Below are 19,250 nucleotides of genomic sequence, written 5' to 3'. Positions count from 1 at the left end.
TGCAGCGATTTGCAGAAAGCAAAAATTGCCGAGGCGACTGTCGGTCGGGTGTGGGGAGGCAGTTGGCTGCAGAGTCCACGCCTGCCGAGCGCAGTCGGTCAGCAGGCGCGGTGTCTCAGTGGGGGCTCAGGACTTGAGCTTGTCGTCGGCCCTGAACATGCTGCGGATGCCGCGAACGGCCTGGCGGATGCGGTCCTGATTCTCGATCAGGGCAAAGCGCACGTGGTCGTCGCCGTACTCGCCGAAACCGATGCCCGGCGAGACACACACCTTGGCTTCGGCCAGCAGCTTCTTGGCGAACTCCAGCGAACCCAGGTGCGCATAGGCTTGTGGAATCTTCGCCCAGACATACATAGAGGCCTTGGGGTTCTCGACCATCCAGCCCAGCTCGTGCAAGCCCTTGACCAGCACATTGCGGCGCTGGCGATACTGCTCGGCAATGTCGAGCACGCATTGCTGATCGCCTTCCAGCGCGGCAATCGCCGCCACCTGCAGTGGCGTGAAGGTACCGTAGTCGTGGTAACTCTTGATCCGCGCCAGTGCATTCACCAGCTCGGGGTTGCCGACCATGAAGCCAATCCGCCAGCCTGCCATGTTGTAGCTCTTGGACAGGGTGAAGAACTCGACGGCAATGTCCTTGGCACCCGGAACCTGCATGATCGACGGGGCTTTCCAGCCGTCGTAGACGATGTCGGCGTACGCCAGGTCATGCACCACCAGCACGTCGTACTGTTTGGCCAGGGCCACCACGCGCTCGAAGAAATCCAGCTCCACGCATTGCGCGGTCGGGTTGGACGGGAAGCCCAGAATCATCATCTTCGGCTTGGGAATCGAGCCGCGAATGGCTTTTTCCAGTTCGTCGAAGAAGTCCACGCCCGGCACCAGCGGCACCGATCGCACCTGGGCGCCGGCAATCACGGCACCGTAGATGTGGATCGGGTAACTGGGGTTGGGCACCAGCACCGTGTCGCCCTGATCCAGCGTGGCGAGCATCAGGTGGGCCAGGCCTTCCTTGGAACCAATGGTCACGATCGCTTCGCTTTCAGGGTCGATGTCGACCTCGTAGCGTTTCTTGTACCAATTGGAAATCGCCCGGCGCAGGCGTGGAATGCCGCGCGAGGTGGAGTAGCCGTGGGTGTCTTCGCGCTGGGCGACGGTGATCAGTTTTTCGACAATGTGCGGCGGTGTGGCCCCATCGGGGTTGCCCATGCTCAGGTCGATAATGTCCTCACCGCGACGACGAGCAGCCATTTTCAGCTCGGCGGTGATGTTGAACACGTAAGGGGGGAGTCGATCAATGCGCGCAAAGCGGCGCGGCGAACCTTGGTCTGCCATGAGTATCTCGCGTACGTAAGCGCCCGGAACCGTCCGAGCGACGTGGCCACATGAGGCGGCCTGGCGAGGAAGATAGATGGGCTGATAGCCTTTTGTCCATCGGGATTTGCAACCCCGTGCCAAGACCGATATTCGGACCCCACCAAACCACCCGGCGGTGTAGAATCGACGCTATTCATCGCCAGTCATCCCCGGCGGGTTTATGAGCTCAGGCCGAGTACACGGTGATCCCGTGGTGTTCGGTTTCTTCGCTGCCTGCGGTCACTGCCGCTCGTCCGCGACGTCAATAGAAGCTCACTCCCTTCCTGATCAGCCTTATTTTTGCCGGAGTGCTCCAATGCCTGATTACCGCTCGAAAACCTCCACCCACGGCCGCAACATGGCCGGCGCCCGTGCCCTGTGGCGCGCCACGGGCATGAAGGATGAAGACTTCAAGAAACCGATCATCGCCATCGCCAACTCCTTCACCCAGTTCGTACCGGGCCACGTCCACCTCAAGGACATGGGCCAACTGGTCGCTCGTGAAGTCGAACGTGCCGGTGGCGTGGCCAAGGAATTCAATACCATTGCGGTCGACGACGGCATCGCCATGGGCCACGACGGCATGCTCTATTCGCTGCCGAGCCGCGAGATCATTGCCGACTCGGTCGAGTACATGGTCAACGCGCATTGCGCCGACGCCATCGTGTGCATTTCCAACTGCGACAAGATCACCCCCGGCATGCTGATGGCGTCGCTGCGCCTGAACATTCCGGTGATCTTCGTCTCCGGCGGGCCGATGGAAGCGGGCAAGACCAAACTGGCCAGCCACGGCCTGGATCTGGTCGATGCGATGGTCATCGCCGCCGACTCGACGGCCAGCGACGAAAAAGTCGCCGAGTACGAGCGCAGCGCCTGTCCGACCTGCGGGTCGTGTTCCGGCATGTTCACCGCCAACTCGATGAACTGCCTGACCGAAGCGCTGGGCCTGGCCCTGCCGGGTAACGGTTCCGCACTGGCCACCCACAGTGACCGCGAGCAACTGTTCCTGCAGGCTGGCCGCACCATCGTTGACCTGTGCCGTCAGTACTACAAGGAAAACGATGACTCGGTGTTGCCGCGCAACATCGCCAACTTCAAGGCGTTCGAGAACGCCATGACGCTGGACATCGCCATGGGCGGTTCGACCAACACCATCCTGCACCTGCTGGCGGCGGCTCAGGAAGCCGAGATCGATTTCGACCTGCGTCATATTGATCGTCTGTCGCGCAAGGTGCCGCAGCTGTGCAAGGTCGCGCCGAACATCCAGAAGTACCACATGGAAGACGTGCACCGCGCCGGCGGGATCTTCAGCATCCTCGGCGAGCTGGCCCGTGGCGGCCTGCTGCACACCGACCTGCCGACCGTACACAGCAAGACCCTGGCCGAAGGCATCGCCAAATGGGACATCACCCAGACTGACGACGAGGCCGTGCATACCTTCTTCAAGGCAGGCCCGGCGGGCATCCCGACGCAGACCGCGTTCAGCCAGTCGACCCGCTGGGAAAGCCTGGATGACGACCGTGAAAACGGCTGCATCCGTAGCGTCCAGCACGCCTATTCGCAGGAAGGTGGCCTGGCCGTGCTGTACGGCAACATCGCACTGGACGGCTGCGTGGTGAAAACCGCTGGTGTCGACGAGTCGATCCACGTCTTCGAAGGCAACGCGAAGATCTTCGAAAGCCAGGACAGCGCGGTACGCGGGATTCTTGCTGACGAAGTCAAGGCCGGCGACATCATGATCATCCGCTACGAAGGTCCGAAAGGCGGCCCGGGCATGCAGGAAATGCTCTACCCGACGTCCTACCTGAAGTCCAAGGGGCTGGGCAAGGATTGCGCGCTGCTGACTGACGGCCGTTTCTCGGGCGGTACTTCCGGCCTGTCCATCGGCCACGCCTCACCGGAAGCTGCGGCAGGCGGAGCGATCGGTCTGGTGCGCGACGGTGACAAAGTGCTGATCGATATCCCGAATCGCTCGATCAACCTGCTGATTGACGATGCCGAAATGGCCGAGCGTCGCACCGAACAGGACAAGAAAGGCTGGAAGCCGGTCGAGTCGCGCCCACGCAAAGTGACCACCGCCCTCAAGGCCTACGCCTTGCTGGCAACCAGTGCCGATAAAGGTGCCGTGCGTGACAAGGCGTTGCTGGACAAGCTGGTGCCTTGATCTGCATTGGCAACAATAAAAAGCCCGGCAGAGATGCCGGGCTTTTTGCTGCGTTTGAAAAAGCAGCGCTTACTTGCGGTCCGCAATTACCCCGATCAACACCAGCACCACCAACAGCACCGGCGCCAGGCTGTAGTTGTTGAACTGGCTGAGGCCGCGCACCACCCACGGTGTGGCGTAGATCAGCGCCGCGCCGCTGCCCACGGCGCACAGCAGGGCAATGAGCGGGATGCGCAGGGCACCGGTAATGCCGCTGATTCGCTGTTCCAGCCAGCCTTTGATGTCCGAGCCGAACAGCACCAGCAGGCAGCCCACCAGCGCGAGCGCGATTTCCGAGAGATTGCTGCGGCTCCAGCGCGAGACGGTGGCGAGCAAGTCGAGTACGAAATCCATGCAGGGTCCTTAGATCAGAAAGTATTGCAGCAGGTCGTTGAGGAACAGCTGGCCTTGTGGCGTGGCGATCAAACGTGTCGGGTCCTGGTGCAGCAACCCCTTTTGTTCAGCCTGTCGACGCGCCTCGGCCAGCGAATCGAGGCTTAGACCGGTTCTTTCGCGAAATAACGCAGCGTCCACACCATTTGTCAGGCGCAGTGCGTTCATCAGGAATTCAAACGGCAATTCATCGAGCGGCAATAGCTTGGCACCGGCCTGGAACGGCTTGTCCGGGTTCAGGTAATCCTTGGGCAGCCGGGTTTTCCAGGTGCGCATGATGCGCCCGTCCGGGTGGCTCAGCTTGCCGTGTGCGCCTGCGCCGATGCCGATGAAATCACCGAACGCCCAATAGTTGAGGTTATGCCGCGCCGGTTTGCCGGGCTGTGCATAAGCCGACACTTCGTATTGCGCGTAGCCATGAGCAGCCAGCAACTGCTGCCCGGCTTCCTGAATGTCCCAGAGAATGTCGTCTTCGGGCAGTACCGGTGGCTGATTCCAGAACACCGTGTTGGGCTCCAGGGTCAGTTGATACCAGGACAGATGGGTCGGCGCGAGGGTAATGGCCTGGTGCAGATCGGCCAGTGCTTCGTCCTGGGATTGATCCGGCAGGCCGTGCATCAGGTCCAGGTTGAAGTTGTCGAAACCGGCCTGGCGCGCCATGTCGGCGGCACGAATCGCTTCGTCACCGTTGTGAATGCGGCCCAGCGCCTTGAGTTTGGATTCTTCGAAGCTCTGGATGCCGATCGACAGGCGGTTGATGCCCAGACCGCGATAGGCGCTGAACTTGACCTGCTCGAAGGTGCCGGGGTTGGCTTCCAGTGTGATCTCGATGTCGCTGGCAAAGCGGATGCGCTGTTCGACACCTTGCAGCAGGCGCCCCAGCGCATCGGCGCTGAACAGACTCGGCGTACCGCCACCAAAGAAAATCGACTGCAGCTCGCGGCCGTAGACGTGCGGCAGATCAAGGTCCAGGTCGGCGAGCAGGGCGTCGACGTATTCCTGCTCCGGCAGCACCGGGCTGGCCGTGTGCGAGTTGAAGTCGCAGTACGGGCATTTGCGCACGCACCATGGAATATGGATGTACAGCGAAAGCGGCGGCAGGTGCGGCATTGCAGGGCGCGGGCTCTCTGACGAGAAGCCGCTCGCGCCGAGAAACAGCGGCTGCGCAGGCGAATCGTGGGTCATTGCAGACCCAGGCGTTGCCGCAACAGGATCATCGCGCGGGCGCGGTGGCTGAGCTGGTTTTTCTCGGTCGGGCCCAGTTCGGCACTCGAGCAGTTGCGCTCCGGCACCCAGAACAGCGGGTCATAGCCGAAGCCGTGTTCGCCGCTGGCGGCATGCAGGATGCGCCCGTGCCACAGCCCTTCACAGAGGATCGGCAATGGGTCGTCGGCATGGCGTACCAGCGCCAATACGCACACGAACTGCGCGCCACGCTGCTCGTCCGGCACGTCTTTCAGCGCCTCCAGCAGCTTGGCGTTGTTGGCGGCATCGCCCTGGCCGTCGGCGTAGCGTGCGGAGTAAATACCCGGCGCACCGCCGAGAAAGTCCACCGCCAGCCCCGAGTCGTCGGCCAGTGCAGGCAGGCCGGACAGGCGCGCGGCGTTGCGTGCCTTGAGGATTGCATTCTCGACGAATGACAGGCCGGTTTCTTCCGGCTCCACCAGGCTGAACTCGCTGACCGAGCGCAGCGTTACGCTGCCGCCGAGCATGGCCTGGAGTTCCTTGAGTTTGCCGCCATTGTGGCTGGCCAGTACGAGTTGTGTAAGGTTCATGGTTGGCCTGTCGTGGTGCATGAAAACGGTCGGTTAAACGGCAATCCTGTGGTCTGTCAGCCCGGGGCTGGTGACGCGGTAGATGCCGATCTCGCCGAGCAGATTGGGCCAGAGTTTGCTGGCCCAGCCGTGACGGTGCTGCTGATCGACCGCCAGCCTGTCGAGCACCTGCGCATCGCGCTCGCGGCACAGCTCTTCGAAGTCGCCGAAGGTGCAGAAGTGAATGTTCGGCGTGTTGTACCAGGTATACGGCAGGAATTCGGACACCGGCATGCGGCCCTTGCTCGCCAAGTACCAGCGGCAGCGCCAGTGGCCGAAATTGGGGAAGGTGATGATGCACTGGCGACCGACGCGCAACATTTCGTCGAGGATTCGGTCCGGGTAATGCACCGCTTGCAGGGCCTGGGTCATGACCACGACGTCGAAGCTGTTGCTGGCGAAGTTGCCCAGCCCCTTGTCGAGGTCCTGCTCGATGACGTTTATGCCCTTGGCGACACACTCGGCAATGTTGGCCGCGTCGTTTTCCAGCCCGTAGCCGGTGACCTGCTTGTGGTCACGCAGCCAGGTCAGCAATTCGCCGTCACCGCAACCCAGGTCGAGCACGCGGCTGCCCGCGGGAATCCATTCCTGAATGATTTCCAGATCGGCTCTCATGGCGTCCTCACAACGAAATTCGGTTCATGTAATTACCGAAAGCCTGCAGGTAGCGCGGAATCGGGATCAGAAAGGCGTCGTGACCTTGCGGCGCGTCGATTTCCAGGTAGCAGACGTCCTTGCGCGCGGCCATCAGCGCGTCCACCAGTTCCCGCGAGCGGGCCGGCGAGAAGCGCCAGTCGGTGGTGAACGACATCACGCAGAATTTGGCGGTGGCGTTGGCGAATGTCTTGGCCAGGTCGTCATTGAAGTTCGCCGCAGGGTCGAAGTAATCCAGCGCCTTGGTCATCAACAGGTAGGTATTGGCGTCGAAACGCCCGGAAAACTCTTCACCCTGATAGCGCAGGTAGCTTTCGACCTGAAACTCGACACTGTGGAAGTCGTAGTTGAGTTTTTCGCTCTTCAGGCCACGGCCGAATTTCTCGCCCATCGAGTCATCCGACAGGTAGGTGATGTGCCCGACCATCCGCGCCAGCATCAGGCCGCGTTTGGGAATCACGCCGCGTTCCTGGAACGAGCCACCGTGAAATTCAGGGTCGGTGAGAATGGCTTGGCGGGCCACCTCGTTGAACGCGATGTTCTGCGCCGACAGCTTGGGTGCCGAGGCGATTGCCAGGCAGTGGCGCACGCGGTGCGGATAGCTGATGGTCCATTGCAGCGCCTGCATGCCGCCCAGGCTGCCGCCAATCACTGCGGCCCAGGTGTCGATGCCGAGCAGATCGGCCAGCCGGGCCTGGCTGTTGACCCAGTCTTCCACGGTCACCACCGGGAAGTTGGCGCCGAACGGCTTGCCGGTGTCCGGATCAATGCTGCTCGGTCCGGTCGAACCGTTGCAACCGCCCAGATTGTTGAGGCTGACGACAAAGAACTTTTCGGTGTCGATAGGCTTGCCGGGACCGATACAGCTGTCCCACCAACCGGGTTTGCGGTCGTCGGCGCTATGGAAACCCGCGGCATGGTGATGCCCTGACAGCGCATGACAGATCAGCACGGCATTGCTGCGTGCGGCGTTGAGTTGACCGTAGGTTTCGTAAATCAGGTCATAGGCTGGCAACGAACGACCGCAGGCCAGCGCCAGAGGCTCGCTGAAATGTGCCGTTTGCGGTGTGACCAGTCCGACAGAATCGTGGGGGAATACCGTGGGCATCGACCCTGCTCTCGCGTGAATGAGGCGTAAGTCTAAAGACCGCGGGGTGCAGCGGCAATAAGGGATGTTGTGAGGCGTCAATCAACGGCACGATAGTTACAGAACTATCGTTCCTCACGCTTGGGCACGATAGGTGTTCTTGCGGACGCCTATCGTTCCTCATGCTCCAGCGTGGGAATGCCTTGGGTGACGCTCCGCGTCACAGATCTGCGCCGCGCCGCACACTCAAGATAGGACGCGTAGCGTCTAGAAATGCATGCCCACGCGGAGCATGGGCACGATAGTTACAAGGTGATCGTTCCTCACGCTCCAGCGTTGGAATGCCCTGGGTGACGCTCCGCGTCACAGATCTGCGCCGTGCTGAACGATCAGGATAGGACGCAGAGCGTCCAGAAATGCATGCCCACGCGGAGCATGGGCACGATAGGTATTCTTGCGGGCGCCTATCGTTCCTCACGCTCCAGCGTGGGAATGCCCTGGGTGACGCTCCGCGTCACAGATCTGCGCCGCGCTGCACGATCAGGATAGGACGCAGAGCGTCCAGAAATGCATGCCTACGCGGAGCATGGGCACGATAGGTATTCTTGCGGACGCCTATCGTTCCTCACGCTCCAGCGTGGGAACAGGAATGCTTACATCAACAACCGCAGCACATCCGGCATGCTGCTCATGGCGGCGAGGTTGTTGATGACCAGCATGTCCAGCAGCTTGAGCACCAGGAATGCGAGGATCGGCGAGATGTCCAGGCCGCCCAGGTTCGGGACGATCTTGCGAAATGGTGCCAGTGCCGGTTCGCAGATCTGGTTGACCAGTTCCGCACCAGGGTTATGGCTGCCCGGTGCGACCCACGACAGAATCACGCTGATGATCAGGGCAAAGAAGAAGATCTTCAGGAACAGCGCGGTCACGCCGATGATCGACCACAGCAGCAGGTGCAGCGGGTCGCCCGTGGTGCCGAACATCAGCAGCAGGGTCAGGGCCATCAGGATCATCTGCACGATGATTGCCAGCACCAGCGACGACATGTCCAGCCCGAACAGGCTGGGGATGATGCGCCGCAGCGGCTTGAGCAGCGGCTGGGTGGCGCGCACGATGAACTGGCAGAGAGGGTTATAGAAGTTGGCCCGTACCAGTTGCAGGACGAAACGCAACAGCACGATCAGCAGGTAAAGACTGCCAAGCGTCTGCAGGACGTAAATTGCAGCGGTGTTCAATCCGATCATCGATCTGCTCCAGAAAACCCGAAAATTATTTGCCCAGTTGTTCAGCCAGCTCGGCTGCACGATGGTCTGCGGCGGTCAGTGCCGTTTCCACCAGTGCCTCGAAGCCACCCGCCTGAAATGCCTTGATGGCTGCCTCGGTGGTCCCGCCCGGTGAGGCGACACGACGCCGCAGCTCGCCCGCGTCTACATCGCTGCCGGTCGCGATCAAGGCCGAGCCCAGCGCTGTTTGCAGGGTCAGCTTTTTAGCGATGTCCTCCGGCAGCCCCAGTTTCACGCCTGCCGCGGTCATCGCTTCCATCATCAGAAAGAAATACGCCGGACCACTGCCGGACACTGCCGTGACAGCGTCCATGTGCTTTTCCTGCTCGACCCAGACCGCGATGCCGACCGCGGCCAACAACGCCTCGGCCTGCTCACGCTGCTCTGGCGTGACGTTGTCGGTCGCATACAGCCCGCTGGCCCCCTGACGCAGCAGCGAGGGGGTATTGGGCATGCAGCGCACGACCGGCTGCTCGCCCAGCCATTGAGTCAGGCTGGCGCAGGTGATGCCGGCCGCGACCGAAACAATCAGCTGGTGAGGTTCGAGACTGGGCTTCAAGGCCTGACAGACGTTCTTCATCATCTGCGGCTTGACCGCGAGTACCACCACGTCGGCGCCACTGATGGCGTCGGCGTTGTCGGCGAATACCTGGATGCCGTGATCGTTGGCGATGCGCTCGCGAGTTTCGGCACCCGGCGCACTGGCACTGATCAATGCCGCCTCCACGCCTTGGGCGCGAAGGCCGCCGATCAGGCTGGCGGCCATGTTTCCGGCACCGACGAAGGCAATACGGGTCTTGCTCATGAAGGGGTCCTTATGAAGAGGTTATGGCTGGCCATAGTCGCGGGCGCCAAAAAGAGCGGTGCCGATACGCACCCAGGTCGCGCCTTGTGCAATGGCGGCTTCCAGGTCGTGGCTCATGCCCATGGAAAGTGTGTCGAGCGGCAGGTTCAACTGCTGCTGCAGTGTGCGCACTGCGGCGAAGGATGCGTTCTGCGCCGCAGAATCGTCTGTGGGCTCGGGGATGGCCATCAGGCCGCGCAACCTGAGTCTCGGCAGCGCCATGATGGCCGCGGCCAGCGCAGGCAGGTCCTGAGGCGTACAGCCCGACTTGCTGGCTTCGCCACTGACGTTCACCTGAATGCAGATGTTCAGCGGTTCAAGCGCTTCGGGGCGTTGCTCGGACAGGCGTTGAGCGATTTTCAGGCGGTCCACGGAATGTACCCAGTCGAAGTTCTCGGCGATAGCTCGCGTCTTGTTCGATTGAATGGGGCCGATAAAGTGCCAGCACAAGGGCAGGTCGCTCAGTTCGAGCTGTTTGCCCAGTGCTTCCTGTAGATAATTTTCGCCAAAATCGCGCAAACCTGCGGTGTAAGCTTCACGCAGGTCACTGGCGGGCTTGGTTTTGCTCACCGCCAGCAGGCCGACGGACGCCGGATCGCGTTCAGCGGCAAGCGCTGCGTCGCGAATTCGCTGTTCGAGCGTTGAAATGTTCGCTGCTATCGTGGACATTGATTTGCGCCAGCAGGGCTAAAGTCTGCGGCATTCTATGTGATTGAGGAGCTGTATGGATATTACCGAGCTGCTGGCCTTCAGTGCCAAACAGGGCGCGTCGGACTTGCACCTCTCTGCAGGTCTGCCGCCGATGATCCGCGTCGACGGCGATGTACGGCGTATCAACCTGCCCCCGCTGGACGCGAAGGAGGTCAAGGCGCTGATCTACGACATCATGAACGACAAGCAACGGCAGGACTTCGAAGAGCGGTTGGAAACCGACTTTTCGTTTGAAGTGCCGGGCGTGGCGCGGTTTCGGGTCAACGCCTTCAACCAGAACCGCGGTGCCGGCGCGGTATTCCGCACCATTCCCTCGAAAATCCTGAGCATGGAAGACTTGGGCATGGGCAGTGTGTTTCGGAAGATTACCGACGTGGCGCGCGGCCTGATTCTCGTCACCGGTCCGACCGGCTCAGGCAAGTCGACCACCCTGGCAGCGATGATCGACTACCTGAACAACAACAAGCATCACCATATTCTGACCATCGAGGACCCGATCGAATTCGTCCACGAGTCGAAGAAGTGTCTGGTCAACCAGCGCGAGGTTCACCGCGACACACTGGGGTTCTCGGAGGCCTTGCGCTCGGCGCTGCGTGAAGACCCGGACGTGATTCTGGTCGGTGAGATGCGTGACCTGGAAACCATTCGTCTGGCCTTGACCGCTGCTGAAACCGGCCACCTGGTATTCGGTACGCTGCACACCACATCAGCGGCCAAGACCATCGACCGGATCGTCGACGTGTTTCCGGCTCAGGAAAAATCGATGATTCGCTCGATGCTCTCCGAATCGCTGCATGCCGTGGTTTCGCAGGCGTTGCTCAAGAAGGTCGGCGGCGGACGCGTGGCGGCGCACGAAATCATGATGGGCACCCCGGCGATCCGTAACCTGATCCGCGAGGACAAGGTGGCGCAGATGTATTCGTCGATCCAGACTGGCGGCTCGATGGGCATGCAGACGCTGGACATGTGCCTGGCCGATCTGGTGAAGAAAGGGCTGATCACCCGCGAAAGCGCACGCGAACGCGCCAAGGTGCCGGACAACTTCTGATCGTGGGAAGCCTGCAGGAATGAAAAAGGGGCCTTGAACGCGTTCAAGGCCCCTTTTTCGAGGTGCAGTTTGCAGATTCAGGCTGCGATCAGATCAACGCTGAACCACACGCATCTGTCCTGCCTGCTTGGGCAGCACGCGCTTGGCGATCTTGTAGTGGCTGTTCCAATACGGTTTGTTCAGCGTATCGACAGTTACGGCCTTGCCACGGCGCGGCGCATGAACGAACTTGTTGTCGCCCAGGTAGATGGCGACGTGGTTGATGTTGCGGCTCTTGATGTTGAAGAACAGCAGATCACCGGGTTTCAGATCCTTGCGATCCACCGTCTGGCCATGACCCTGGGCCATGGCATTGGAGGTGCGTGGCAGGTCGACCTCACGGACATCCGTGTAGGCGTATTTGACCAGCCCGCTGCAGTCCAGGCCTTTGCCGGGCGTGTTGCCGCCCCAGCGATAAGGCGTCCCCACAGCCTGCAAGGCGCGCTTTACAACGGCGTTGCCTTGTTTGGCAGGAACAGAAGCCTGCAAGGCCGCGACTTTTTTGGCGTTCTTGCGTGAAAGCGGCTTCTGGACGGCGTGGGTGTTATTGCCGTACTGAGTTCGGGTGGTGGTGGCTTCCTGGGGTGCATTGCGAGTCGCGAGTGCCGGTGAAGAGTGGCTTTTGGCGGTGTAGCCCGAGAAGCTCGCAGGAAGTTGTTGCTCACGATTGGTGGCGTGGGCGGCCAGAGGCATAAATAGGCAAATGGTTAGCCATGTCTTGAAAAAAGGACGCATTCGGCAGGGCTCATGGTGGTCAGCGCGCAACTTTATAACAGCTTTTTCAAAAAAACTGACCCCATTTGTCGAGCGCATCACAGTGGCATCATTGCGTTTTATGCGACAGACTCTTTCTTTTTTCGGGCTAATCCCTTTAGCGACAAGGGCTTGGCGGCATTAAACCGCCTCATGTGCCATACGTCGGAATAGGGAAACGAAGTCACAATTTTGTTATGTATTTTTTTCTATCAGCGCAAAGAGGGCAAAAATGAACGCCTATCGTTCAGACACACACAGCAAGGTCATGGGCTACCTGATGTGGATTTTCGGGTTCCTGGGAGCGCATCGCTTCTACTACGGTAAACCGGTTACCGGAACCATCTGGTTCTTCACGTTCGGTCTGTTTGGCATCGGCTGGCTGATCGACCTGTTTCTGATCCCGTCGATGGACCGTGACGCCGACCTGCGCTTTACACCCGGCTCCACCGACTACAGCGTGGCGTGGGTGCTGCTTACCTTCCTGGGCCTGTTCGGCGTGCACCGCATGTACCAGGGCAAGTGGATTACCGGGATCATCTACCTGTTTACCGGCGGGTTGTTTCTGGTCGGTATCCTCTACGATTTCTGGACATTGAATGACCAGATCTCGATGAAGAACGCCCGACGCGGGTGAGGCTTGGGACGAGGGGCTGACACAGAGCGCGGCTCCTACGCCTATCGGTCCTCACGCTCTGCGCGGGAATGTCTGTCGTGACGCTCCGCGTCACAAATCTGCGCCGCGCCGCATGCTCAAGACCGGACGCAGAGCGTCCAGAACGGCATGCCGACGCGGAGCGTCGCACTATAGTCGAAACCCTTCGCGAACAAGTTCGCTCTTACGGCCTTCGGCCAGAATCAAAAGCGGACTTGTTTATAACGATGAGTACTCTGCGCGGGAGCGAGAGCCCGGAGCGGGCTCAACGGCTGTAGCTGATACGTCCATCCACCAGTGTGTAGCGTACCGAGCCCGGCAGGCAGTGGCCGATGAAGGGGCAGTTTTCGCCTTTTGACAGCCAGGTCTCGCCTGCAACCGTCGAGGCAGCAGGGTCGAACAGCACGATGTCGGCCGGCGCTCCTGCGCTCAGCTTGCCGGCTGGCAGGCGCAGCGCGGCGGCAGGGCCGCTGCTCAGGCGGGCGATCAGGGTCGGCAGGTCAAGCAGGCCGTCGTCCACCAGCGTCATGGCCAGCGGCAGCAGCAGTTCGACGCTGCTGATACCCGGCTCCGTAGCGCCAAACGGTGCCAGCTTGGCATCGCGCTCGTGCGGTTGGTGGTGGCTGGAAATCGCCTGGATGACTCCGCTCTTCACCGCTTCACGCAAACCATCGCGGTCAGCGCGGGTGCGCAGTGGCGGCTGGACGTGATAGAGGCTGGAGAAGTCGATCAGCGCTTCGTCAGTCAGAATCAACTGATACAGCGCGACATCCGCCGTCACCGGCAGACCGCGCGCCTGCGCCTGGGCAATCAGCGCCGCGCCACGTGCACTGGTCAGCTGGCTGAAGTGCGCGCGTACACCGCTCTGTTCGACCAGCAGCAGGTCGCGAGCCAGCGCCACGGTCTCGGCCGTCTCGGGAATGCCCGCCAGGCCCAGGAAACTGGCCGTCGGACCATCGTGTGCCAGACCGCCCTCGGCCAGATCACGATCCTGCGAGTTGAAAATCACCGTCAGGTCAAAGGTCGCCGCATATTCCAGCGCCCGGCACAGCGTGCGGGTGTTGCTGAAGCTGCTCAGACCGTTGCCGAAGGCCACGCAACCGGCGTCGCGCAGGGCGATCAGCTCTGCCAGTTGTTCGCCTTCCAGGCCCTTGCTCAGCGCCCCGATGGGGAACACCTTGCTGAACCCGGCCTCACGGGCGCGGTCCAGGATCAGCTCGGCCACTGCCGAGGTGTCGAGCACCGGTTTGGTACGTGGCGGGCAGCACAGGCTGGTTACGCCGCCTGCCACCGCCGCGCGGGTTTCGCTGGCGATGCTGCCCTTGCGACTGTAGCCAGGCTCGCGCAGGGATACGTTGAGGTCGACCAGGCCCGGTGCTGCAACCAGCCCTGTAGCGTCGATGGTCTGGGTGGGCTCGAAACCCTCCGGTGCCGAACCGATGGCGCTGAGTTTGCCTGCTTCGACGTGCAGGTCAGTGATCTGATCCAGCCCGCTGACCGGGTCGATGACGCGAGCGCCGAGGATGCTGAGCTTCACTGGGCGTTCTCCTGTTCGAATTGGCGTTGCGCGTTTTGTCCGCTCATGGCCATGGACAGCACCGCCATGCGGATCGCGATACCGTAAGTGACTTGATTGAGAATCACCGAATGCGCGCCGTCGGCCACTGCGGACTCGATTTCCACGCCGCGGTTGATCGGGCCGGGGTGCATGACAATCGCATCCGGTTTGGCGGCCGCCAGGCGCGCGGTGGTCAGGCCGAACAGGCGGTAGAACTCGCCTTCGCTGGGCAGCAGGCCACCGGTCATGCGTTCACGCTGCAGACGCAGCATGATGACCACGTCCACGTCCTTCAAACCTTCGTTGAGGTCGGTGTAGACCTTGACACCGTATTGCTCGACGCCCACCGGCAGCAGGGTTTTCGGCCCGATCACGCGGATATCCGGGCAACCCAGCGCCTTGAGCGCGAGCATATTGGAGCGTGCCACCCGTGAATGCAGGATGTCGCCGACGATGGCCACCGACAGGTTCTCGAAACCGCCCTTGTGACGGCGGATGGTCAGCATGTCGAGCATGCCCTGGGTCGGGTGAGCATGGCGGCCGTCGCCGCCGTTGATGATCGCGACGTCCGGGCATACGTGCTCGGCAATGAAATGCGCCGCGCCCGAGTCGGCGTGGCGTACGACGAACATGTCGGCGGCCATCGCTTCAAGGTTGCGCAAAGTGTCGAACAGCGTCTCTCCCTTGCTGGTGGACGAGGTCGAGACGTTCAGCGTAATCACGTCGGCTGACAAGCGCTGGGCCGCCAGTTCAAAGGTGGTCCGGGTGCGCGTGGAGTTCTCGAAGAATACGTTGCATACCGTCTTGCCGCGCAACAATGGGACTTTCTTCACCGCCCGGGCGCCGACCTCGAGGAACGAGTCGGCCGTGTCGAGAATTTCGGTGAGCAGCTCGCGGGGCAAGCCGTCCAGAGACAGGAAATGGCGCAGCTGGCCCAGGTGATTGAGCTGCAGCGGGCGCTTGGCGTCGAGAGGCGTCATCGCAATGGACTCTTAAAGGGCGGTGGAGAGGTCTTGAAGTTCGAGCGCCAGCGGCTCGGGGCCGGACAGCTTGATGCGTTCATTCGGTGCCAGCGACAGGGTAGCGCCGACCACGTTCGGACGCACCGGCAACTCTCCGGCGTCCAGGTCCAGCAGGCAGACCAGCGTGACGCTGGCCGGGCGGCCGTAATCGAACAGCTCGTTGAGCGCGGCGCGGACGGTACGGCCGCTCATCAGCACGTCATCGATCAGCACCAGGTGCTGGCCTTCGATTTCGAACGGCAGTTCAGAAGGGCGCACTTGAGGGTGCAGGCCATTCTGGCTGAAATCATCGCGATAGAACGAAACGTCCAGGGTGCCCAGTGGAGCGGGGTTGTTCAGCGTCTTGAGCAGCGCCTGGGCGACCCAGACACCACCAGTGCGGATGCCGATGAAACGAGGGTCGCTGATGCCGCGCTTGCTCAGGTGAGCGTTCAGGTCAGTGGCCATCTGACGAATCAGTTCGGCGGGATCGGGCAGGCTCATGGTTGCTCCTTAGAGGCTCGGGCAGCGTCGGTCCGTGGCGCGATGCTCAAGCGATAACGTGGAATCCGGGTATCTCGAAGCGATAAAGGCAGAAAAAGTCACACATTCAGCAGTTCGGGGTGCTCGTCGAGCCAGCCTTGCAGCAACAGCGCAGCGGCAATGGCGTCCACCGGATTGTCGCGATAGCTGCCTTTCTGGCCGCCGCGCGCCATGCGCTCGCCTTTGGCTTCGAAGGTGGTCAGGCGTTCATCATGGGTGTAGACCGTTACACCAAAGCGTCCGTTGAGCCTGCGCGAAAACTTTTCCGCGCGCGCGCTCATGTCGCTGGGCGTGCCGTCCATGTTCAACGGCAGACCGACCACGATCGCATCAGGTTTCCACTCGTTGATCAGCGCCTGGACCTTGTCCCAGTCCGGCACGCCATTCTGCGCCTTGAGCGTACAGAGTTCACGTGCCTGACCGGTAATCGCCTGGCCGACTGCAACGCCGATCTGTTTGGTGCCGTAATCAATGCCCAGCAGCAGCCGTAAGGCGGCCATCAAGCGTGCCCTGCCTGGGTCGAGATCAGGTTGAGGTTGATGCCCAGGCGTCTGGCGGCGGCATCCAGACGCTGCTCGCTGTCGACATCGAACAGGATGGCCGGATCGAACGAACAGGTCAGCCAGGCATTGTCGGCCATTTCGGCATCCAGTTGACCTGCATCCCATCCCGCGTAACCCAGGGTGATCACATTTTGATCAGGCCCGTAACCATCGGCGATGGAGAACAGCACATCCTGAGAGGTCGACAAGGAAATCCCGCCCGGAAGATTGACCGTTGCTTGAAAGGTCTGGCCGGTGGGATGCAGGACAAAGCCCCGATCGGTCTGCACTGGTCCGCCGGTATGAATGACGATGTCCTGGCAGTGTCTCGGTGCCGGAAGCTCGGGTCGCAGTTGTTCGAGTACATCGGCCAGGGTCAGGCTTTGCGGGCGGTTGATCACCAGTCCCATGGCGCCATTGGCGTTGTGCTCGACAACGTAGGTCAAGGTCTGAGCAAAGTTTTCATCGTGCATGTGCGGCATGGCGATGAGGAACTGGTGCTTGAGATAACTCGGAGAGACTTTTTTCATGAGCCCTAGTTTGGCGTTGCCTTGCCCGGCTGACAACTGACACGTGCGGGTGTCGGGCGTCAGCTGGCAAAAAAGTTCAGTTGCTTGACAGCTTGTCTCCGCGTGCAAATTTCCAGGTGCGAATGATCTCCAGTCGATCGATATCTGCCAGATCGCCGGTGAACGGCGCAAAAGGCGCGGCCAGACGCACGATTCGTTGCGCTGCCTGATCCAGCAAAGGCTGTCCTGAAGATTCGAGCACCAGCACTTCATACAACGAGCCGTCCCGATTGATTGACACAAGAAGTCGCAAATTACCGTAGATCTGCTTGCGCCGTGCTTCCTCAGGATAGTTCAGGTTTCCGACCCGCTCGACCTTCTTGCGCCAGTCGTCCTTGTACCAGGCACCTTTGTCGCGCATGGTCGAGGCGGCATTGAGACGGTGGATCTTCGGACGCTTGGCGTAAAGCTGCTGTTCGGTCGACAGTTCGGCTTCCAGGCTGGCAATTTCGTTGCTCAGTTCCGAGCTGTCGAAGGTCGGCGCGGCCTTGGTGGTAGGCTCGGGCTTGACCTCGTCGCGCTTGGCAACGGTTTTCTGCTGGCTGGGCGCAGTGGTCGCGACGGCGGTCTTCGGGGCTTCCTGTTTGACTACCGGCTTGCTGGCCGGGGGCGGCGTGACCTTGTTGACTTTGGTGTCCTGATAAGGCGCCAGCTCGGTGGTCTTGAGCGTTTCGGCCTTGTCCAGGGTGCCGCTGCCCTGCTGATCGTCCTGCGCCAGAAAGTCAGCCTGTTTGGGATTTTCTTCGCTTTTGAAGGTGGCCAGGGTGATTTCCAGCGTCTGTGAGATCTGCTCCGGCTTTACATAGGTGAACCCCACGCCAAGGATCACCGCGAGGTGAATCAGCGCCGCGATCATCATGGTAAAACCCAGGCGATCGGCAGGACGCACACCGGCGTTGGCGAGTTCGAGGGGGAGGTCGTTGTTGGCCATGGATGTCATTGGCGGTTCAGCATCTCGTCAGCCTGCATGTCAAAATCCGTGTCGTGTTACAGGTGGCGCATGATAACGCAATGTGCCGCGCCGCTCTGCTGCGGATCGGACGAAGGGAATCGATCTGACGCCGTGGCGCACGGTGTTGCCCGTGGCCAGCGGCGTCAGCGGCCGATCAGCCCTTGCGCGCTTGCAGCTTCTTCTCGATCGCGTCCATCAGCAGACCACCAATGTTGGTGCCGAAGGCGTTGTCGATCTCGCGGATGCAGGTCGGGCTGGTGACGTTGATTTCGGTCAGGTGCTCGCCGATCACGTCGAGGCCGACGAACAGCAGGCCTTTTTCACGCAGGGTCGGGCCGATCTGTTCGGCGATCCAGCGGTCCTTGTCGCTCAACGGACGGGCCTCGCCACGCCCGCCTGCCGCCAGGTTGCCACGCGTTTCGCCGGCTGCCGGGATACGTGCCAGGCAATACGGGACCGGTTCACCATCGACCATCAGAATGCGCTTGTCGCCGTCCTTGATGGCGGGCAGGTAACCCTGCGCCATGATTTGCTGTGTGCCATGGGCGGTCAGGGTTTCGAGGATCACTGACAGGTTCGGATCGCCCGCACGGTGGCGGAAGATCGACGCGCCGCCCATGCCGTCCAGCGGCTTGAGGATCACGTCGCCGTGCTGTTCGGCGAATTCGCGGATGATGTCCGCGCGGCGGCTGACCAGCGTCGGCGGCGTGCACTGCGGAAACAGCGTGGCGAACAGCTTCTCGTTGCAGTCACGCAGGCTCTGCGGCTTGTTGACCACCAGCACGCCTGCACGCTCGGCCTGCTCCAGCAGGTAGGTGGCGTAGACGAACTCCATGTCGAACGGTGGATCCTTGCGCATCAGGATCACGTCCAGATCGTCGAGACCTGCGTCGACTTCGGCTTCGAACTCGAACCACTTGGCCGGATCGGCAAACACCTTGAGCGGCTTCATGCGTGCGCGGGCCTGGCCGGCGTTCTGATACAGGTCTTTCTGTTCCATATAGAACAGTGACCAGCCGCGTTCCTGGGCGGCAAGCAGCATGGCCAGCGAGCTGTCCTTTTTATAGGAAATGCGCTCAATGGGGTCCATGACAATCCCTAGGCGAACGCTCATGGGCAATATCCTCTGATCGGTAAGGGCCGCAACGGCCGTAAAATTGGCATCAGGGTGGCGCTCCGATTGCTCCCGGTCAAGGGGCAGGCCTGCCGCAGTGCACAGAGGTGCACTTTATGGATTGCGTCTGG

The 19,250-nt window shown here is 61.2% G+C and carries 20 protein-coding genes; 3 read left to right on the top strand and 17 right to left on the bottom strand.

The window, feature by feature from the left end; all coding sequences use genetic code 11:
• Nucleotides 1–126 precede the first annotated feature (126 nt).
• Nucleotides 127–1,335, bottom strand: coding sequence for an alanine transaminase (gene alaC / locus JOE33_RS11745; RefSeq protein ID WP_003346356.1), 1,209 nt, complete (start codon nt 1,333–1,335; stop codon nt 127–129).
• Between the two features lie 337 nt (nt 1,336–1,672).
• On the opposite strand from alaC, the gene ilvD reads away from it, so the two are divergent.
• On the top strand, nt 1,673–3,520 hold the full coding sequence (gene ilvD, locus JOE33_RS11740) for a dihydroxy-acid dehydratase (RefSeq protein ID WP_187625022.1): 1,848 nt from the start codon (nt 1,673–1,675) through the stop codon (nt 3,518–3,520).
• Between the two features lie 69 nt (nt 3,521–3,589).
• On the opposite strand, the gene JOE33_RS11735 is transcribed toward ilvD, so the two are convergent.
• The 8 genes from JOE33_RS11735 to JOE33_RS11700 all read right to left on the bottom strand — a co-directional run bounded on the left by JOE33_RS11735 (nt 3,590) and on the right by JOE33_RS11700 (nt 10,303).
• Entirely contained in the window at nt 3,590–3,913 is a 324-nt protein-coding gene (locus tag JOE33_RS11735; RefSeq protein WP_002551720.1) for a DUF3392 domain-containing protein, read from the bottom strand.
• A gap of 9 nt (nt 3,914–3,922) precedes the next feature.
• On the bottom strand, nt 3,923–5,062 hold the full coding sequence (hemW, locus tag JOE33_RS11730; RefSeq protein WP_187625095.1) for a radical SAM family heme chaperone HemW: 1,140 nt from the start codon (nt 5,060–5,062) through the stop codon (nt 3,923–3,925).
• A 71-nt stretch (nt 5,063–5,133) separates the two neighbouring features.
• On the bottom strand, nt 5,134–5,727 hold the full coding sequence (gene rdgB, locus JOE33_RS11725) for an RdgB/HAM1 family non-canonical purine NTP pyrophosphatase (RefSeq protein ID WP_187625023.1): 594 nt from the start codon (nt 5,725–5,727) through the stop codon (nt 5,134–5,136).
• A 33-nt stretch (nt 5,728–5,760) separates the two neighbouring features.
• A complete protein-coding gene (metW, locus tag JOE33_RS11720; RefSeq protein ID WP_003316724.1) occupies nt 5,761–6,381 on the bottom strand; it encodes a methionine biosynthesis protein MetW in 621 nt (206 codons plus the stop codon).
• Nucleotides 6,382–6,388: 7 nt separating this feature from the next.
• Complete coding sequence (locus JOE33_RS11715; RefSeq protein WP_010429616.1) at nt 6,389–7,528, bottom strand: homoserine O-acetyltransferase; 1,140 nt, start codon at nt 7,526–7,528, stop codon at nt 6,389–6,391.
• Nucleotides 7,529–8,160: 632 nt separating this feature from the next.
• On the bottom strand, nt 8,161–8,751 hold the full coding sequence (locus tag JOE33_RS11710) for a YggT family protein (protein WP_010440016.1): 591 nt from the start codon (nt 8,749–8,751) through the stop codon (nt 8,161–8,163).
• Nucleotides 8,752–8,776: 25 nt separating this feature from the next.
• Nucleotides 8,777–9,595 (bottom strand): pyrroline-5-carboxylate reductase, encoded by an 819-nt coding sequence (proC, locus tag JOE33_RS11705; RefSeq protein WP_010440018.1) that lies wholly within the window; start codon nt 9,593–9,595, stop codon nt 8,777–8,779.
• A gap of 21 nt (nt 9,596–9,616) precedes the next feature.
• The gene (locus tag JOE33_RS11700; protein ID WP_010440022.1) at nt 9,617–10,303 is read right to left on the bottom strand and encodes a YggS family pyridoxal phosphate-dependent enzyme; all 687 of its coding nucleotides are present in this window, start codon (nt 10,301–10,303) and stop codon (nt 9,617–9,619) included.
• Nucleotides 10,304–10,358: 55 nt separating this feature from the next.
• Between JOE33_RS11700 and JOE33_RS11695 the strand changes: the two genes are divergently transcribed.
• On the top strand, nt 10,359–11,393 hold the full coding sequence (locus JOE33_RS11695) for a type IV pilus twitching motility protein PilT (protein ID WP_003366137.1): 1,035 nt from the start codon (nt 10,359–10,361) through the stop codon (nt 11,391–11,393).
• Between the two features lie 93 nt (nt 11,394–11,486).
• Here JOE33_RS11695 and JOE33_RS11690 read toward each other — a convergent pair whose 3' ends face one another.
• Nucleotides 11,487–12,167, bottom strand: a complete 681-nt coding sequence (locus JOE33_RS11690; RefSeq protein ID WP_010440029.1) for a C40 family peptidase — start codon at nt 12,165–12,167, stop codon at nt 11,487–11,489.
• A 250-nt stretch (nt 12,168–12,417) separates the two neighbouring features.
• Here JOE33_RS11690 and JOE33_RS11685 point away from each other — a divergent pair, with 250 nt between their 5' ends.
• Nucleotides 12,418–12,822: a TM2 domain-containing protein gene (locus JOE33_RS11685; RefSeq protein WP_003345171.1), complete on the top strand. Its 405-nt coding sequence runs from the start codon at nt 12,418–12,420 to the stop codon at nt 12,820–12,822.
• Nucleotides 12,823–13,105: 283 nt separating this feature from the next.
• Here JOE33_RS11685 and JOE33_RS11680 read toward each other — a convergent pair whose 3' ends face one another.
• The 7 genes from JOE33_RS11680 to gshB form a co-directional block, all read right to left on the bottom strand.
• Nucleotides 13,106–14,377 (bottom strand): dihydroorotase, encoded by a 1,272-nt coding sequence (locus tag JOE33_RS11680; protein WP_010440032.1) that lies wholly within the window; start codon nt 14,375–14,377, stop codon nt 13,106–13,108.
• On the bottom strand, nt 14,374–15,378 hold the full coding sequence (locus JOE33_RS11675) for an aspartate carbamoyltransferase catalytic subunit (protein WP_003366142.1): 1,005 nt from the start codon (nt 15,376–15,378) through the stop codon (nt 14,374–14,376). The genes JOE33_RS11680 and JOE33_RS11675 overlap by 4 nt, the downstream gene beginning before the upstream one ends.
• Before the next feature lie 12 nt (nt 15,379–15,390).
• Complete coding sequence (pyrR, locus tag JOE33_RS11670; protein ID WP_122694561.1) at nt 15,391–15,903, bottom strand: bifunctional pyr operon transcriptional regulator/uracil phosphoribosyltransferase PyrR; 513 nt, start codon at nt 15,901–15,903, stop codon at nt 15,391–15,393.
• A 98-nt stretch (nt 15,904–16,001) separates the two neighbouring features.
• Nucleotides 16,002–16,442 (bottom strand): Holliday junction resolvase RuvX, encoded by a 441-nt coding sequence (gene ruvX / locus JOE33_RS11665; RefSeq protein WP_010440037.1) that lies wholly within the window; start codon nt 16,440–16,442, stop codon nt 16,002–16,004.
• Nucleotides 16,442–17,014, bottom strand: a complete 573-nt coding sequence (locus tag JOE33_RS11660; RefSeq protein ID WP_010440039.1) for a YqgE/AlgH family protein — start codon at nt 17,012–17,014, stop codon at nt 16,442–16,444. The genes ruvX and JOE33_RS11660 overlap by 1 nt, the downstream gene beginning before the upstream one ends.
• 76 nt (nt 17,015–17,090) lie before the next feature.
• Complete coding sequence (locus JOE33_RS11655; RefSeq protein ID WP_187625024.1) at nt 17,091–17,993, bottom strand: energy transducer TonB; 903 nt, start codon at nt 17,991–17,993, stop codon at nt 17,091–17,093.
• Between the two features lie 166 nt (nt 17,994–18,159).
• Complete coding sequence (gene gshB, locus JOE33_RS11650; RefSeq protein WP_003316740.1) at nt 18,160–19,119, bottom strand: glutathione synthase; 960 nt, start codon at nt 19,117–19,119, stop codon at nt 18,160–18,162.
• Nucleotides 19,120–19,250: the final 131 nt, after the last annotated feature.

The organism is Pseudomonas sp. PvP027 (assembly GCF_017833005.1).
Classification (GTDB): Bacteria; Pseudomonadota; Gammaproteobacteria; order Pseudomonadales; family Pseudomonadaceae; genus Aquipseudomonas; species Aquipseudomonas congelans.
The sequence above is the reverse complement of the archived record's forward strand: the minus strand, read 5'-3'. Positions and strand labels throughout refer to the sequence as shown.

What these genes read in the sequence shown, in the direction of transcription:
- alaC (WP_003346356.1), bottom strand. Translation starts at nt 1,335, where the DNA reads ATGGCAGACCAAGGTTCGCCGCGCCGCTTTGCGCGCATTGATCGACTC.
- ilvD (WP_187625022.1), top strand. Translation starts at nt 1,673, where the DNA reads ATGCCTGATTACCGCTCGAAAACCTCCACCCACGGCCGCAACATGGCC.
- JOE33_RS11735 (WP_002551720.1), bottom strand. Translation starts at nt 3,913, where the DNA reads ATGGATTTCGTACTCGACTTGCTCGCCACCGTCTCGCGCTGGAGCCGC.
- hemW (WP_187625095.1), bottom strand. Translation starts at nt 5,062, where the DNA reads ATGCCGCACCTGCCGCCGCTTTCGCTGTACATCCATATTCCATGGTGC.
- rdgB (WP_187625023.1), bottom strand. Translation starts at nt 5,727, where the DNA reads ATGAACCTTACACAACTCGTACTGGCCAGCCACAATGGCGGCAAACTC.
- metW (WP_003316724.1), bottom strand. Translation starts at nt 6,381, where the DNA reads ATGAGAGCCGATCTGGAAATCATTCAGGAATGGATTCCCGCGGGCAGC.
- JOE33_RS11715 (WP_010429616.1), bottom strand. Translation starts at nt 7,528, where the DNA reads ATGCCCACGGTATTCCCCCACGATTCTGTCGGACTGGTCACACCGCAA.
- JOE33_RS11710 (WP_010440016.1), bottom strand. Translation starts at nt 8,751, where the DNA reads ATGATCGGATTGAACACCGCTGCAATTTACGTCCTGCAGACGCTTGGC.
- proC (WP_010440018.1), bottom strand. Translation starts at nt 9,595, where the DNA reads ATGAGCAAGACCCGTATTGCCTTCGTCGGTGCCGGAAACATGGCCGCC.
- JOE33_RS11700 (WP_010440022.1), bottom strand. Translation starts at nt 10,303, where the DNA reads ATGTCCACGATAGCAGCGAACATTTCAACGCTCGAACAGCGAATTCGC.
- JOE33_RS11695 (WP_003366137.1), top strand. Translation starts at nt 10,359, where the DNA reads ATGGATATTACCGAGCTGCTGGCCTTCAGTGCCAAACAGGGCGCGTCG.
- JOE33_RS11690 (WP_010440029.1), bottom strand. Translation starts at nt 12,167, where the DNA reads ATGCGTCCTTTTTTCAAGACATGGCTAACCATTTGCCTATTTATGCCT.
- JOE33_RS11685 (WP_003345171.1), top strand. Translation starts at nt 12,418, where the DNA reads ATGAACGCCTATCGTTCAGACACACACAGCAAGGTCATGGGCTACCTG.
- JOE33_RS11675 (WP_003366142.1), bottom strand. Translation starts at nt 15,378, where the DNA reads ATGACGCCTCTCGACGCCAAGCGCCCGCTGCAGCTCAATCACCTGGGC.
- pyrR (WP_122694561.1), bottom strand. Translation starts at nt 15,903, where the DNA reads ATGAGCCTGCCCGATCCCGCCGAACTGATTCGTCAGATGGCCACTGAC.
- ruvX (WP_010440037.1), bottom strand. Translation starts at nt 16,442, where the DNA reads ATGGCCGCCTTACGGCTGCTGCTGGGCATTGATTACGGCACCAAACAG.
- JOE33_RS11660 (WP_010440039.1), bottom strand. Translation starts at nt 17,014, where the DNA reads ATGAAAAAAGTCTCTCCGAGTTATCTCAAGCACCAGTTCCTCATCGCC.
- JOE33_RS11655 (WP_187625024.1), bottom strand. Translation starts at nt 17,993, where the DNA reads ATGACATCCATGGCCAACAACGACCTCCCCCTCGAACTCGCCAACGCC.
- gshB (WP_003316740.1), bottom strand. Translation starts at nt 19,119, where the DNA reads ATGAGCGTTCGCCTAGGGATTGTCATGGACCCCATTGAGCGCATTTCC.